We start from the raw sequence: 14,118 nt of genomic DNA, 5'->3' as shown, positions 1-14,118 counted from the left end.
AAAGGGTCGCGTAGCGGCCCCAGATTTCAGCTCCGCCGCTGATATTGCCGGGCCCGCTTCGCGGGCCTTTCGCGACGCAAGGCCGCTCCTACAGGAGGGCGCGCAAGATCAATGTCTGGCGTTGTTTGCCGTGCAGGGCGATGTGCCGTTCGAGCAGGCTTTCTCGGAGTTGTCGGTCATGCTCGGCTGCATCCGCCATCTGACCACCGAGGCAGAGATGGAAAATGACCGGCAGGCGGGGAGTGCGGCGCGCATTCTCAGCGGTTTGGCCAAAGCACTGATCGACGATATGGAGTTGGGACTGCGCAAGGCTCTGGTCAGCCGCAAATAATCTGATTCTTGCCCAGACGCTTGGCCTGATACATCGCCGCGTCAGCACGGGCGAACAGGCTGTCCAGGCTGAGGTCGTCGTCGTGCAGGCTGGTCAGGCCCTGGCTGATGGTCACGCCGAAACGTTCCTGACCATGGCTGAAGCTCAGGCGCTGGATCTCGCGCTGCAGGCGTTCGGCGATCTGCTCGGCGACCTCGGCCTCGCAGCCGGGGAACACTGCAGCAAACTCTTCACCACCAATCCGCCCGAACACATCGCCGCGGCGCAGTACGGCCTTGCCGCTGTCGGCGATGTGCTGCAGCACCTCGTCACCTTGCTGGTGGCCATAGGTGTCGTTGATCAGTTTGAAGTCATCGATGTCGAGCAGCAGAAACGACAACGGCGTGCCGTCTTCGCGGGCGGCGGTAAAGGCTTGGTTGGCGCACTCGAAGAAGTGCCGGCGGTTGCTGCTTTGGGTCAGCACGTCGGTGGTGGCCAGACGCTGCAGTTCGCCTTCGAGCTGCTTCTTTTCGGTGATGTCTTCGGCGATGCCGACCACAATCACGCGGTCGCCGTTCTGCTGCTGGTTGATATAGCACTTGTCGCTCAACCAGCGGATTTCGCCGGCGGCGTTGATGATGCGGTACTCGCGGTCTTCCACAGCGCCCTGCAGCAGCACCTGGGCCAGGCTGCGCTCGGCGTACTCGAGGTCGTCGGGGTAGATGCTGTCGCGCCATTCGTTGAAGTCAGCCAGCACCCGGCTGACCTGGCGGCCGAAGATGCGCTCGAAGGCGGGGCTGACATAGAGCACCTGGCGGGTTTTCCAGTCGAACGCCCAGAGCACTGCGTTGACGGTTTCGAGCAGGGAACTGAACAGCTGCTCGCGCTCGCTCAGGCGCGCCACTTCACCTTGCGCATGAAACAGCGCGAGCAGGGTTTGCGCAGCGGCAGGTGGCGGGTCGCGGGGCTGTATGTGTTTGGCCATGTGCACGGAGCGATTCTCGGCTGAGGGCGTGCGGCCACGATCCGGCCCGCCACGCGGGCGATGTGCCGGATTTGAGTAAGGAGGTGGGGTGAAGTTCCGCTCGGCATGCCCCAGAACAGGGCATGCCGATCAACGGGGATCAGGCGGTTGGGCGCAGCGAGTAGGTTTTCAGCTGGCTGGCGAAATCGCGCAGCGATTGGATGCCGCTGGCCTCGGCTTCGTGGACCCAGTCTTTCATGGCGGCGAGCATGTCGTGGCCATTGGCGCTGGTTCGCGCCCAGATCTGTTGCAGCGCCAGGCGCTTTTCGTAGATGGTCTTGAGCGCCTGGCTGTGGGCGAGCATCGACTCGATCCGTACGTGGTGGCGGTCCTGCAGCAGGCTGGTTTCCCGCGAGAGCAGGCGCTTGGCGCGGCGGAAGCGGTGGCGCAGCGAGGCGTCGACCACATCCAGCTCCTGCTTGACCAGCGGGGCGATGACCAGCTTGCGGTACTGGGCCATGATCTGGAAGCGGTTGTTGAGGATCGCCATGGCCGTGTCCATGTCCAGGCTGGCCTTGCCCTCGACGCGGTGGGCGATTGGCGCGACCCGCTGCACCTTGGCTAGACGCAGCAGGCTCAGCACCCGTATCCACGCCCAGCCCATATCGAACTCCCAGCGCTTGACCGACAGCTTGGCCGAGTTGGGGTAGGTGTGGTGATTGTTGTGCAGCTCTTCGCCGCCAATGATGATGCCCCACGGCACCAGGTTGGTGGCGGCGTCGCGGCACTCGAAGTTGCGGTAGCCGACGGCATGGCCAAGGCCGTTGACCACGCCTGCGGCCCAGAACGGGATCCACATCATCTGGATCGCCCAGATGGTAATACCGATAGTGCCGAACAGCAGCAGGTCGAGCACTGCCATCAAGGCAATGCCGCCCAGCTTGTAGCGCGAGTAGAGGTTGCGCTCGATCCAGTCATCCGGGCAGTTCTTGCCGTAGATGCGCAGGGTTTCGGGGTTTTGCGCCTCTTCGCGGTAGAGCTCGGCGCCTTTGCGCAGCACGGTGCTCAGGCCTTTGATGACCGGGCTGTGCGGGTCATCGACGGTTTCGCACTTGGCGTGGTGTTTGCGGTGGATGGCGGTCCACTCGCGGGTGTTCTGCGCCGTGGTCAACCACAGCCAGAAGCGGAAGAAGTGTTTGAGGCCGGCGTTCAGCTCAAGCGAGCGGTGCGCCGAATAGCGATGCAGGTAGATCGTGACGCTGATGATGGTCACGTGGGTCATCAGCAGGGTGACCGCGACCAGTTGCCAGGCCGACAGGTCGAGTAAGCCGTAGTACCACATAAATGTAAAAGCCCTCGGAAACGCGGGGGGGAACTGCGCTTTGCATTATCCATTGACCGGGAAATAAAACCAGAGCGGGAATGCATCAAGACATGTTTCGGGCCCTATAATGCCCCAATTTTTTTTAAGGGCATTAGTACCCGACATGACTGGTTCTGTTCGCGACGCCTTGCGCATGGCCGCGCTGTACGTGGTGTTATCGATCCTGTGGCTGGTGCTCAGTGAGCAGCTGTTGCAACAGTTGTCCGAGGATCCGTTGGCGTTGTACCTGGGGCGCTGCATCAATGTGCTGGTATGGGTGTTGCTCAGTGCGCTGGTGATCTTTATCTCACGGGCGCGCCTGCTCAACTTCATCGGTATCGGCGCGCGCCTGCGCAGTGAGGACCGCGAGCGCCTGCGCATGGCAGCGGCGGTGTTCGACAGCACCCTGGAGGGCGTGCTGGTGACGGACCGGCAGGGCCTGATTGTGCACGTTAACCGCGCGTTCATGCGTATTACCGGCTATCAGCAGGACGAAGTGCTCGGCCAGCGCCCGAGCAAGTTCAAGTCGGGGCGGCATGGGGCGGACTTCTATCAGCAGATCTACGCCACCTTGCGCGAGCAGGGGCAGTGGAGCGGCGAGATCTGGAACCGGCGCAAAAGCGGCGAAATCTACCCGCAATGGCAGACGATTTGCGCCGTACGCGACGACAGCGGCGAGCTCAGCCATTACGTTGCGGTATTCAGCGACATCAGTGCGATCAAGCATTCCGAGCAGGAGCTGGCTTACCTCGCCCACCACGACCCGCTGACCGGCTTGCCCAACCGGCTGCTGTTCAATGATCGCGCCGAGCAGGCCCTGGCCGCGGCGCAGAGCCACAAGCGCGGCTGTGCGCTGTTGCTGCTCGACCTGGATCATTTTCAAAGCATCAACGATGGCCTTGGCCACCCGGTTGGCGACCAATTGCTCAAATTGGTTGGCGAACGCCTGCGTGCGGCCTTGGACAAGGGCTTGACCTTGGCCCGGCTCGGCGGCGACGAATTCGCCGTGCTGCTGGAGAACTGCCAGCAGGTCGGCCAGGCGGCAACCCTGGGGCAGACGCTGATCGAGCAGATGCGCGAGCCGTTCAGCTGCGAGGGGCACAGCCTGTTCATCGGGGTCAGCGTCGGCATCAGCCTGTTCCCCAGCGATGCCCTCAGCGCCGCGCAGCTGCTGCGCAATGCCGATGCCGCGCTGTTCAAGGCCAAGAGCAACGGTCGCGGTGGTTATGCGTTGTACACCGAAGAGCTGACTGCGCATGCCCAGCAGCGGGTGGAAATTGCCACCGAGCTGCGCCGGGCACTGGAGCAGGAGGAACTGCGGCTGTTCTTCCAGCCGGTGCATGACCTGGCCAGCGGCAAGATGGTTGGAGTTGAAGCGCTGGTGCGCTGGCAGCACCCCGAGCGCGGGCTGGTGCCGCCGGGTGAGTTCATCCCGATTGCCGAGGCCAGCGGGCTGATTGCCGAGATCGATGGCTGGGTGCTGCGCCAGGCGTGTCGGCAGATGGTCGAATGGCAGGCCGCGGGGCAGTTGCTGGACTTCATTGCGGTGAATATCTCCAGCCGGCTGTTTGCTCAGCGGGATTTGTATCTGCAGGTGGCCAAGGTGCTGCACGACACCGGCTTGAACCCGGCGCTGCTGGAGTTGGAAGTGACCGAAAGCGCGGTGATGGAAGACCCCGAGGTGGCGCTGGAGCAGCTGCATCGCTTGCGCGAGCTGGGCTTACGCCTGGCCATCGATGATTTCGGTACGGGCTATTCGTCGCTGCTGCGGCTCAAGCGCTTGCCGGTGCAGAAGCTGAAGATCGACAAGGGGTTTGTCTCGGGGTTGCCGCAGGATGAGGATGATGTGGCGATTGTACGGGTGATCATCGCCCTGGCTCGGAGCATGGGCATGCAGGTGCATGCCGAAGGGGTCGAACAGGCGGAGCAGGCGCTGTTCTTGTTGGCGCAGGAGTGTCAGTTAGGGCAGGGCTACTGGTTTGGGCGGCCGGTGCCCGCTGCGGATCTGGGGTGGGGGTGAGATTTTTGGGGCTGCTTTGCAGCCCTATCGCGACACAAGGCCGCTCCTACAGGTTGACCGCGTCCGACCCGGATACGCGGTCCCTGTAGGAGCGGCCTTGTGTCGCGAAAGGCGCGCGCAGCGGGCCCAATCCGGTCACCGCTTGTTCAGCCCGCGCGCCAACCGATCCCCGCCCAACTGAATCACCGCCACCAACACCACCAGCATGGCAATCACAGTCAACATCACCTGGCTGTCAAACCGCTGATAGCCATAGCGGTAGGCAATATCGCCCAAGCCGCCAGCACCAATCGCGCCTGCCATGGCCGATGAGTTGATCAGCGCCACCACGGTAATGGTGAACCCGCCAACAATCCCCGGCAGCGCTTCGGGCAGCAACACATGCCAAACGATATGCCAGCGCCGGCACCCCATCGCCTGCGCCGCTTCGATCAAACCATGGTCAACCTCGCGCAAACTGACCTCGGCTATCCGCGCAAAAAACGGTGTGGCGGCGATGGTCAGCGGCACCACGGCAGCCCACACGCCATAGGTGGTGCCAACCACCAACCGGGTGAAGGGGATCAGCGCCACCATCAGAATCAGAAACGGGATCGAGCGAAACAGGTTAACGAAAGCGCCCACCACCCGGTTGAGCAACGGCGCCTGGTAAATCCCGCCCTTGTCGCTGGTGACCAGCAGCACCGCCATCGGGATGCCGAGCAGCAACGCCACCAGCGACGATACGCCCACCATCAGCAAGGTGTCCCACAAGCCTTGCAGCAATCGCTCAGTCCACATAGCCCAACACCTCCACATCATCTGCCCAACGCCGTGCGCGCTCGAGCACGCCATGGGTGTCATGCGCTGAACCCCGCACTGACACGATCAACCGCCCCAGCGCATGTTCACCGATGGTTTCGACGCCGCCCTGGAGCAGGCTGACCTGACCGCCAAGGTCGTCAAACAAGCCGGATAACTGTGGCTCGCCAAACACCACCAATTTGAGCACCAGGGCCGCACCGCGGTTGCTTGCAGTCGGCAGCAAACTGCTCTGCAATGCTGCCGGCAACTTGCCCTGCAACGGCGCGAGCAAGGTGCGGGTCACTGCATGCTGCGGGCTGCCGAACACCTGCCAGACCTCGCCTTGCTCCACCACCTGACCGCGCTCCAGCACCACCACGCGCTGGCAGATATCGCGGATCACCGCCATTTCATGGGTGATCAGCACCACGGTCAGGCCGAGGCGCTGGTTGATGTCGCGCAGTAGTTCGAGGATCGACGCGGTGGTTTCCGGGTCGAGGGCCGAGGTGGCTTCATCACACAGTAGAATTTCCGGGTCATGCACCAGCGCCCGGGCGATGCCGACGCGCTGCTTCTGCCCGCCGGACAGTTGCGCCGGGTACACCTGATGCTTGTCGGCCAGGCCGACCAGATCAAGCAGTGCGCGAACCTTTTGCTGGCGCTCGGCCTTGGCTACGCCGGCAACCTTGAGCGGCAGCTCGACGTTGTCCCACACGGTCTTCGCCGACATCAGGTTGAAGTGCTGGAAGATCATGCCGATGCGCCGACGCAGGCCCACCAGGCGGTCTTCGTCGAACGGGGCGATGTCGACCTGATCGATCAGCACCCGGCCCTGGCTCGGCTGTTCCAGGCGGTTGATGGTACGCAGCAGCGACGACTTGCCGGCGCCGCTGCGGCCAATGATGCCAAAGATCTCGCCCCGGCGGATGTTCAGGTCGATACCTTGCAGGGCAGGCTGGGCCTGGCCGGGGTAGGTCTTGCCCAGGCCGATGAAGCGCACATGGGCCTGATTGACCTCGGGCCGCAACGCCTGCTCTCGGGTGGGCGCCGGGACGGCTAGGGCAGTGGGCACCCTGAGGGCGCTGGCGCTGCTCATGTCAGCCTTCCCAACCGGCCTGGTAGAGGCTGCCGTGTGCCTTGTCCAGCGCAGCCTTTACCGCAGGCGAGTGCTGGTAGATGTCGACGAACTTGGCCAGGCGAGGATCGTCCTTTTCCTGTGGGCGGATAACGAACTGGATCACGTATTCCTTGTTTTCCAGGCCGTCGAACAGCAGTGCCGAGGTGGCATCGAAGGTGTTCGCCAGGCGGATATAGGCCGGGTAGCCCTGGACCAGATCGGCATCGTCGTAGGCGCGCACCAGCTGCACTGCTTCAACCTGCAGAATCTTCAGTTTTTTCGGGTTGGCGACGATGTCGTCTTCGGTGGCCTTGTAGCCAACGCCGGGTTTGAGCGTGATCAGCCCGGCCTTGGCCAGCAGCTGCAAACCACGGCCGCTGTTGATCGGGTCGTTGGCGATGGCCACGCTGGCGCCGGTCGGCAGCTCGGCAAAGCTCTTGTACTTTTTCGAGTACAGGCCAACGTTGTTGATGATCCCCGGCTTGTACGGCACCAGGTCAAAGCCGGCAGCGGCCTTGGCGTTTTCCAGGAACGGGATGTGCTGGAAGTAATTGACGTCGATATCGCCGCTGTTGAGGCTGACGTTCGGCGCGATCCAGTCGCTGAACTCGATCAGCTTCACTTCCAGGCCCTGCTTGTGCGCCTCTTCGACAGCGGCTTCAAGGGGAATGGCAAAGGCTGCGGTGGTGCCGACTTTAAGCGGCTCGGCAGCGAACACGTTGGCGCTGATGGCCAGTGACAGTACGGCGGCCGCGACGGGCCGGAACAGTTTATCAAGCATGGTGCAGGGCTCCAGTCGGGGCAGGGATTGGGGTGTTGTTGCGGTAGCGGGCACCGGGATGGTCGGCAGGCAGGTGCGGCAGGTCGCTGGCGAATAGTTTCTCGCGCAGGCTGCCGTCCTGGTAAGCGGTCTTGTAGCGGCCGCGGCGTTGCAGTTCGGGGACGACCAGGTCGATGAAGTCTTCGAAGCTTTCCGGGGTGACGGTGCGGGTCAGGTTGAAGCCGTCGAGTCCGGTTTCGTCGATCCAGCCGATCAGCTCATCGGCGACCTGCGCGGCGGTGCCGATCAGGGTCACGTAGCGGCCGCCGAGGCTGTGCTGGTCGAGCAGGCGGCGGCGGGTCCAGGCGCTGTCCTGCAACTGGCGGGTCGCGGACTGGATGGCGTTGCCTTTGGCGAAGCCGATCGGCTCGTCCAGCTCGAAGGCGGCGAAGTCAATCCCGGTCGAGCTGGCGAAGTGGGCGACGCCGGCCTCAGGGCTGGCGTAGCGCACATATTCGGCATGCTTGGCCTGGGCTTCGGCTTCGCTGGCGGCGACGATCACGGTAATGCCCATGAATACCTTGATTGCCTGCGGATCACGCCCGGCCGCCTTGGCTGCGGCACGCACCTTGTCGACTTGAATACGGGTGGAGGCTTTGTCCTGGCCGCTGATGAATACGCATTCGGCGTGGTTGCCGGCAAAGCTCAGGCCGCGTGGCGAGCTGCCAGCCTGGAATAGCACCGGCGTGCGCTGCGGTGAGGGTTCGCAGAGGTGGTAGCCCTCGACCTTGTAGAACTCGCCGTGGTGCTCGACCTTGCGCACTTTGTCGGGGCGGGCGTAGACCCGCTGCTCGCGGTCGGCGACCACTGCGTCGTCATCCCAGCTGCCTTCGAGCAGCTTGTACAGCACTTGCAGGTATTCGTCGGCCTGGTCGTAACGGCGGTCGTGCTCGGGCTGTTGCTCCAGGCCCATGGCGCGCGCGGCGCTGTCGAGGTAGCCGGTGACGATGTTCCAGCCGACCCGGCCGTTGCTCAGGTGGTCAAGGGTCGACAGCCGGCGGGCGAACAGATACGGCGCCTCGTAGGTGAGGTTGGCGGTCAGGCCAAAACCCAGGTGGCGGGTGACGGCAGCCATGGCCGAGACCAGCAGCAGCGGGTCGTTGACCGGCAGCTGGATCGACTCCTTCAGCGTTACATCGACCGACTGGCCATAGACGTCGTAGGTGCCGACGATATCGGCGATGAACAGGCCATCGAACAACCCGCGCTCAAGCAGCTTGGCCAGGTCGGTCCAGTAGTCCAGCGTCTTGTACTGGGTCGAGGTGTCGCGTGGGTGGGTCCACAGGCCATGGTTGATGTGGCCGACGCAGTTCATGTTGAAGGCGTTGAGGAGGATTTGCTTGCTCATCAGATCGTCCCCCGCCGCGGTGGGTTGACGTCGTTGAGGTAGTAGTTGCCGATGGCGTGATACTTCCAGCGCACCGGGTCGTGCAGGGTATGCACGCGGGCGTTGCGCCAGTGGCGGTCGAGGTTGTGCTCGGCCAGGGTGGCCTGGCTGCCGGCCAACTCGAACAGCGTGGTGCCGGCGGCGAGGGCGATTTCGGTGCTGATGGCGCGAGCCTCGGCGACCGCAATCGAGGCCGCGGCGACCCGCTCGGCGGCAGTCTCCGGCGTGGCTGCCGCGGCCTGGTCGAGGAATTCGCCAGCACGTTCCAGCAGTGCTTCGCTGGCATGCAGGCGGATCGACAGCTGGCCGAAGCTCTTCAGGGTCAGCGGGTCGTCGACGGCCTTGTCGTGGCCCGAATCGACCCATGGCCGGCTGCGGGTACGCACGAAGTGCAGCGCGTCTTCGAAAGCAGCGCGGGCGATGCCGGTATCGATTGCAGCGTGGAGGATCTGCGCCAGTGGGCCGACCGGTGTCGGCCGCTCGAATGCGCTCTGGAACGCCACCACGTCGGCAGCGGCTACCCAGACGTTATCGAACACCACCGAGCCGCTACCGGTGGTGCGCTGGCCAAAGCCGCTCCAGTCGTCGATCACTTGCAGGCCCGGCGCATCGGCCGGCACGAAGGCCAGCCGCTGAACGCCGTCGTCATCGATCACCGAAGTGGGGATGCGCTGCGCATACAGCGCGCCGGTGGAGTAGAACTTGCGGCCATTGATGCGATAACCGTCGCCCTCGCGGCTGAGCCGGGTGGTGCGGTCGTGGGCGGTCTTGGTACCGAGTTCGGCCAGGGCGTTGCCGAAGCGCCGCCCGGCCAGCACTTCGGCGTACAGCCGCTGCTGTTGCTCGGGCGTGCCGTTTACCCGCAGCACTTCCAGGGCGTAGAAGTGGTTCTGCGGGATCTGCCCCAGCGAGCCGTCGGCCTGGGCAATCCGGGCGATGATCTTGGCCAGGGTGACATACGACACGCCGGCGCCACCAAAGGCCTTGGGCACGCTGATGGCCCACAGCCCGGAGCGGCTGAACAGCTCCAGCTCGGCGTGCGGCAGGCGCCGCTCGCGGTCGCGCAGGGCGCTGTCGCGGCGCAGTTGCCTGGCGAGTTCGTCAGCGACGGCCAGGGCCTCGCCGTCAGTGCGGATGACAGTTGCGTTCATTGTGTTCTCCGGGGCCTTGGGGCCGCTTCGCGCCCCTTCGCGGGTAAACCCGCTCCCACAAGGTTCAGCTCAGTCACCTGTGGGAGCGGGTTTACCCGCGAAGGGCTGCAAAACAGCCCCAGAGGCCCTCAAATCCAGGAATGTCGGGCAGGCCGGGTGCCGTTCAGATGCCAGGCGCCCACAGCGTGGTATTTCCAGCGCACCGGGTCGTGCAGGGTGTGCACGCGGGCATTGCGCCAGTGCCGGTCGAGGTTGAACTCGGCGAGGGTGGCGCGGCTGCCGGCCAGTTCGAACAGCTTCTCGCTGGCCTGCAGGGCGATCTCGGTGGTGAGCACCTTGGCTTCGGCCACGGCAATCGAAGCGCGCGCGGCGGCGTCAGCATCGATGGCCCCAGCGTTGACCTCGTCCAGCACCCGCGCTGCCTTGCGCAGCAGCGCCTCGGCGGCGTGCAGCTCGAGCTTGAGCCGGCCGATGTCGGCGATCACATAAGGGTCATCGCTGGCGCGCTCGACGTTGGCGTCGATAAACGGCCGGGACTTCTCGCGCACAAAGCTGATCGCGTCATCGATGGCTGCTTCGGCGATACCGGCGTCGATGGCTGCCTGAATCAACTGCGACGCCGCGCCCTGGATGTTGGGCAGGTCGCGCTGGCGCCAGTTGTCGATCACCAGCTCAGCCTCCACCGGTACTTGGTCGAGCAGCACGGTGCCGCTAGCGGTGGTGCGCTGGCCAAAGCCTGACCAGTCGTCAACGATGCGCAGGCCCGGGCTGCCACGGCGGACAAAAGCCAGGCGTTGGCGGCCTTCGTCATCCAGCGCCTTGACCGCAACCCAGTGGGCGAACAGGGCGCCAGTGGAATAGAACTTCTCGCCGCTGATGCGATAGGTGTCGCCGTCACGGCTGATCCGCGCCTTCAGGGTGAGGGTGTCTTTGCTGCCGCGCTCGGGGCCGGCATTGCCGATCCGCCAGCCGTTCAACACCGAGCCGAAAATCAGCGCCTGCTGGGCTTCGCTGGCGGTCAGGCGCAGCAGTTGCAGCATGCCGAACTGGTTCTGCGGGATCTGCCCCAGCGCCGGGTCGGCAGCGCTGATGACGCGAAACACCTCGGCGACCGTGACAAAGGACACGTCGGCACCACCGAAGGCTTTGGGGATGCTGATGCTGCCCAGTCCGCTGCGGGTGAACAGCTCGATCTCGGCCCACGGCAGCTTGCGCTGCTGGTCGCGTTTGGAGGCGTTTGCGCGAGCGACTGCGGCCAGCTCATGGGCGGCTTGCAGGGCTTCGGCGTCGTTGCGCAGGACCTTGGCCGGCAGCAGTGCTGGCGGGCTGTCGAGGTCGCTGGCGTGAAGGGTTTGTGCCTGGCTGGACATTAGTACCGCTCCTTGGCTGTACTCAATGCCCTGGCGTTATGCACTGGGGTGATTGCATTCCTGACCATTCCTGACCTCACAAAAAAGTGGCGGCGGCGCTTGGTGGTTGCGCTGCGCATGTGCTGGTCCGGTGGTCCGGTTTATATACCCTAAAGGCTTATCAAATAATTTAGAACGATCATTTAGGAATATGGATAGAAGTGCTTAGGCGGGCGGCGGGGGTTTGAATACTGCGGCTGGTTTTAGTACATCGGGGCTGCTTTGCAGCCCTTTCGCGACGCAAGGCCGCTCCTACAGGGGCCGCGTACCATCGACATGCGCGGTCACTGTAGGAGCGGCCTTGCCGGGGCGGGGGTGCGTAGCGCCCCCAGCAATTCTGACCAGTGCCGCGAAAGGCAGGGCGCTAGGAGGCGGCAGTCCCAAGAAACTTGCGCAAAAACTGCCGAGTCCGCTCTTCCTTCGGATTGGCAAACAACGCCTTGGCCTCACCCTGCTCAACAATCACCCCTTTGTCGAAGAAGATCACCCGATTGGCGACATCCCGGGCAAAGCTCATCTCGTGGGTAACGATGATCATCGTGCGCTGCTCTTCGGCCAGGCCACGAATGGTCTCCAGCACTTCACCCACCAGTTCCGGGTCCAGCGCTGAAGTCGGCTCGTCGAACAGGATCACATCCGGCTCCATGGCCAACGCCCGAGCAATCGCCACGCGCTGTTGCTGGCCACCGGACAAGCGTCGTGGGTAGGCGTCTTCTTTGCCGGCCAGGCCGACCTTGGCCAGCAAACGTCGGCCCAGCTCCAGGGCTGTGGCGCGCGGGGTCTTCTTGACCACCAGCGGCCCTTCGATGACGTTATCCAACGCCGTGCGATGGGGGAACAGGTTGAAGTTCTGGAAGACAAACCCGGCCTGCTGGCGCAAGCGGCGGATGGCGCTCTGCTGGTTACCCAGCGAGCGGTTGGCGTCGATGCTGATGTCGCCGATCTGGATGCGTCCGGCGTCGGGGGTCTCGAGCAGGTTGAGGCAGCGCAGAAAGGTGGTCTTGCCCGAGCCGCTGGGGCCGATGATGGCGATCACTTCACCGGGCTGGACGGTCAGGTTGATGCCGTCGAGTACGGTCTGGCCGTTGAACCGCTTGGTCAGGCCTTCAACTACGATCATGCTCAACGCTCCTGGTCATGCTGGTTGACCCGTGCTTCCAGGCGGTTCTGGAAGTGGGCGAGGATGCTCGCCAGGATCCAGTAGATAACCGCAACGGCCAGGTACATGGTGAACACTTCGAAGGTCCGCGCGGTGACCAGCTGCGCCTGGCGGAACAGCTCCGGCACCTGAATGGTGGCCGCCAGCGCGGTGTCCTTGACCAGCGAGATAAAACTGTTGCCCAGCGGCGGCAGGGCGGTGCGCATGGCTTGCGGCAGGATCGCCCGGCGCATGGCCTGGGCGCGGGTCATGCCGATGCTGGCGCAGGCTTCCCACTGGCCGCGCTCGATCGACGAGATCGCCGCCCGCAGGATTTCGCAAACGTAGGCTGCCATGTTCAGCGACAGGCCAATCAGCGCTGCCGGGATCGGGTCAAGCTCAAGGCCGATCTGCGGCAGGCCGAAGTAGATCACGAACAGTTGCACCAACAGCGGCGTGCCGCGGAAGAACGACACGTAAATACGCGCCAGCCAGTCCAGCGGCAGCACCTTGGACAAGCGCATCAACGCCAGGGCAAAGCCCAGCAGCAAGCCAAAGAACATACCGCCGACACTGAGCAGGATGGTGTAGCCAGCGCCCTTGAGCAGAAAGGGCGCGGAGTCGGCTACCAGTTGCAGGCTTTCTTCAATCATTTAGTCACGTCAGCGCCGAAGTACTTCTCGGACAGCTTGGCCAGGCTGCCGTCGGCGCGCAGCTTGTCCAGGGCCTGGTTGATGGCCGCGAGCAGTTCCGGTTCACCCTTGCGCAGGGCAATGCCCGACTCGAGACGCGAGAAGGCGTCCCCAGCGGCAACGGTATCCTGGGCTTTTTTGGCGTACTCAAGCGCAGCCAGGCGGTCGATCAGGATAGCGTCGGTGCGGCCCACGCGCAGGTCCTGGAACTTGGTCGGGTCGTCTTCATAGGTGCGGACGTCGGCGGTCGGCACGTTGGCTTTGACCCATTGCTCGTAGTTGGTGCCCAGACCGACACCGACCTTCTTGCCGGCCAGGTCAGCTGCAGACTTGATGTTCAGATCTTTTTCTTTCTTCTTCAGCACCAGTGCCTGAATGCCGGAGACGGTGTACGGCTCGGAGAAGTCGTACTTCTTCTTGCGCTCGTCGGAGATGGTCACCTGGTTGACGACCACGTCCAGGCGCTTGGACTCCAGCGCCGCGAGGATGCCGTCCCATTTGGTCGGCTGGACCTTGGCCTTGACCCCAAGCTCTTTGGCGATCAGCTCCGACAGCTCTACCTCAAAGCCCGACAGCTTGCCGCTGTCATCGACAAAGCTGAACGGCGGGTAAGTGCCTTCGACGCCGACGTTGAGCACGCCCTTGTCCTTGATAGTCTGCAGCTGCTCGCCGGCAAACGCCTGGCTGAACAGACCGGTGCCAAGCACGATGGCAAGGCTGGCATTGAGTAGCGGTTTGGCAAAGATCGACATGGCAGGGCCCCGCGCTTTTGGTGGAAGTAGTGGGTGGCGACTATAAGGGTGGGCTGTTTAGCTCATGAAATACTAAAAAAGTATTTTGTTATTCCATTTTTGTGCATTGAGCCGTTGGCCGGCTGCGTTGAGGGTAGCCCGTCAGCGTGGCTTATGCCCGACTTAGCGCAGGATGGAATAAAGCGTTGTTTTTTCCAAGGGCTGGATTTGTC

At 63.6% G+C, this 14,118-nt stretch carries 13 protein-coding genes; 2 read left to right on the top strand and 11 right to left on the bottom strand.

What is annotated here, in order from left to right; translation table 11 throughout:
* Positions 1-115: 115 nt before the first annotated feature.
* A complete protein-coding gene (locus tag K3F44_RS18625) occupies positions 116-331 on the top strand; it encodes a DUF3077 domain-containing protein (RefSeq protein ID WP_150570550.1) in 216 nt (71 codons plus the stop codon).
* Here K3F44_RS18625 and K3F44_RS18620 read toward each other — a convergent pair.
* Together K3F44_RS18620 and desA are read right to left on the bottom strand one after the other, a co-directional pair.
* The gene (locus tag K3F44_RS18620; protein WP_101322581.1) at positions 318-1,295 is read right to left on the bottom strand and encodes a sensor domain-containing diguanylate cyclase; all 978 of its coding nucleotides are present in this window, start codon (positions 1,293-1,295) and stop codon (positions 318-320) included. The genes K3F44_RS18625 and K3F44_RS18620 overlap by 14 nt on opposite strands.
* Positions 1,296-1,434: 139 nt before the next feature.
* Positions 1,435-2,616, bottom strand: coding sequence for a delta-9 fatty acid desaturase DesA (gene desA / locus K3F44_RS18615; RefSeq protein ID WP_101322580.1), 1,182 nt, complete (start codon positions 2,614-2,616; stop codon positions 1,435-1,437).
* A gap of 145 nt (positions 2,617-2,761) precedes the next feature.
* Here desA and dibA point away from each other — a divergent pair, with 145 nt between their 5' ends.
* Positions 2,762-4,657, top strand: coding sequence for a phosphodiesterase DibA (dibA, locus tag K3F44_RS18610; protein WP_220632766.1), 1,896 nt, complete (start codon positions 2,762-2,764; stop codon positions 4,655-4,657).
* A gap of 135 nt (positions 4,658-4,792) precedes the next feature.
* Here the strand turns inward: dibA and K3F44_RS18605 are convergent, their stop codons facing one another.
* The 9 genes from K3F44_RS18605 to tcyJ form a co-directional block, all read right to left on the bottom strand.
* On the bottom strand, positions 4,793-5,437 hold the full coding sequence (locus K3F44_RS18605; RefSeq protein WP_101322578.1) for a methionine ABC transporter permease: 645 nt from the start codon (positions 5,435-5,437) through the stop codon (positions 4,793-4,795).
* Complete coding sequence (locus K3F44_RS18600) at positions 5,427-6,536, bottom strand: methionine ABC transporter ATP-binding protein (RefSeq protein ID WP_220632765.1); 1,110 nt, start codon at positions 6,534-6,536, stop codon at positions 5,427-5,429. Before K3F44_RS18600 ends, K3F44_RS18605 begins: the two co-directional genes overlap by 11 nt.
* A 1-nt stretch (position 6,537) precedes the next feature.
* Positions 6,538-7,338 carry a MetQ/NlpA family ABC transporter substrate-binding protein gene (locus K3F44_RS18595; protein ID WP_181089013.1) on the bottom strand — a complete coding sequence of 267 codons (801 nt, stop codon included), beginning with the start codon at positions 7,336-7,338 and terminating at the stop codon, positions 6,538-6,540.
* A complete protein-coding gene (locus tag K3F44_RS18590) occupies positions 7,331-8,725 on the bottom strand; it encodes an LLM class flavin-dependent oxidoreductase (protein ID WP_220632764.1) in 1,395 nt (464 codons plus the stop codon). Before K3F44_RS18590 ends, K3F44_RS18595 begins: the two co-directional genes overlap by 8 nt.
* The gene (locus K3F44_RS18585) at positions 8,725-9,915 is read right to left on the bottom strand and encodes an SfnB family sulfur acquisition oxidoreductase (protein ID WP_220632763.1); all 1,191 of its coding nucleotides are present in this window, start codon (positions 9,913-9,915) and stop codon (positions 8,725-8,727) included. The genes K3F44_RS18590 and K3F44_RS18585 overlap by 1 nt, the downstream gene beginning before the upstream one ends.
* 128 nt (positions 9,916-10,043) lie before the next feature.
* Positions 10,044-11,285, bottom strand: coding sequence for an SfnB family sulfur acquisition oxidoreductase (locus tag K3F44_RS18580; protein ID WP_220632762.1), 1,242 nt, complete (start codon positions 11,283-11,285; stop codon positions 10,044-10,046).
* Positions 11,286-11,688: 403 nt separating this feature from the next.
* Positions 11,689-12,444 carry an L-cystine ABC transporter ATP-binding protein TcyN gene (gene tcyN, locus K3F44_RS18575; protein ID WP_101322572.1) on the bottom strand — a complete coding sequence of 252 codons (756 nt, stop codon included), beginning with the start codon at positions 12,442-12,444 and terminating at the stop codon, positions 11,689-11,691.
* A 2-nt stretch (positions 12,445-12,446) separates the two neighbouring features.
* Positions 12,447-13,115 (bottom strand): cystine ABC transporter permease, encoded by a 669-nt coding sequence (tcyL, locus tag K3F44_RS18570; protein ID WP_101322571.1) that lies wholly within the window; start codon positions 13,113-13,115, stop codon positions 12,447-12,449.
* On the bottom strand, positions 13,112-13,906 hold the full coding sequence (gene tcyJ / locus K3F44_RS18565) for a cystine ABC transporter substrate-binding protein (RefSeq protein ID WP_101322570.1): 795 nt from the start codon (positions 13,904-13,906) through the stop codon (positions 13,112-13,114). Before tcyJ ends, tcyL begins: the two co-directional genes overlap by 4 nt.
* Positions 13,907-14,118 lie beyond the last annotated feature (212 nt).

It is taken from the genome of Pseudomonas sp. S07E 245 (genome assembly GCF_019599025.1).
Taxonomy (GTDB): Bacteria; Pseudomonadota; Gammaproteobacteria; order Pseudomonadales; family Pseudomonadaceae; genus Aquipseudomonas; species Aquipseudomonas shirazensis.
Note: the sequence above shows the minus strand (reverse complement) of the source record. Positions and strands in the feature narration are given on the sequence as shown.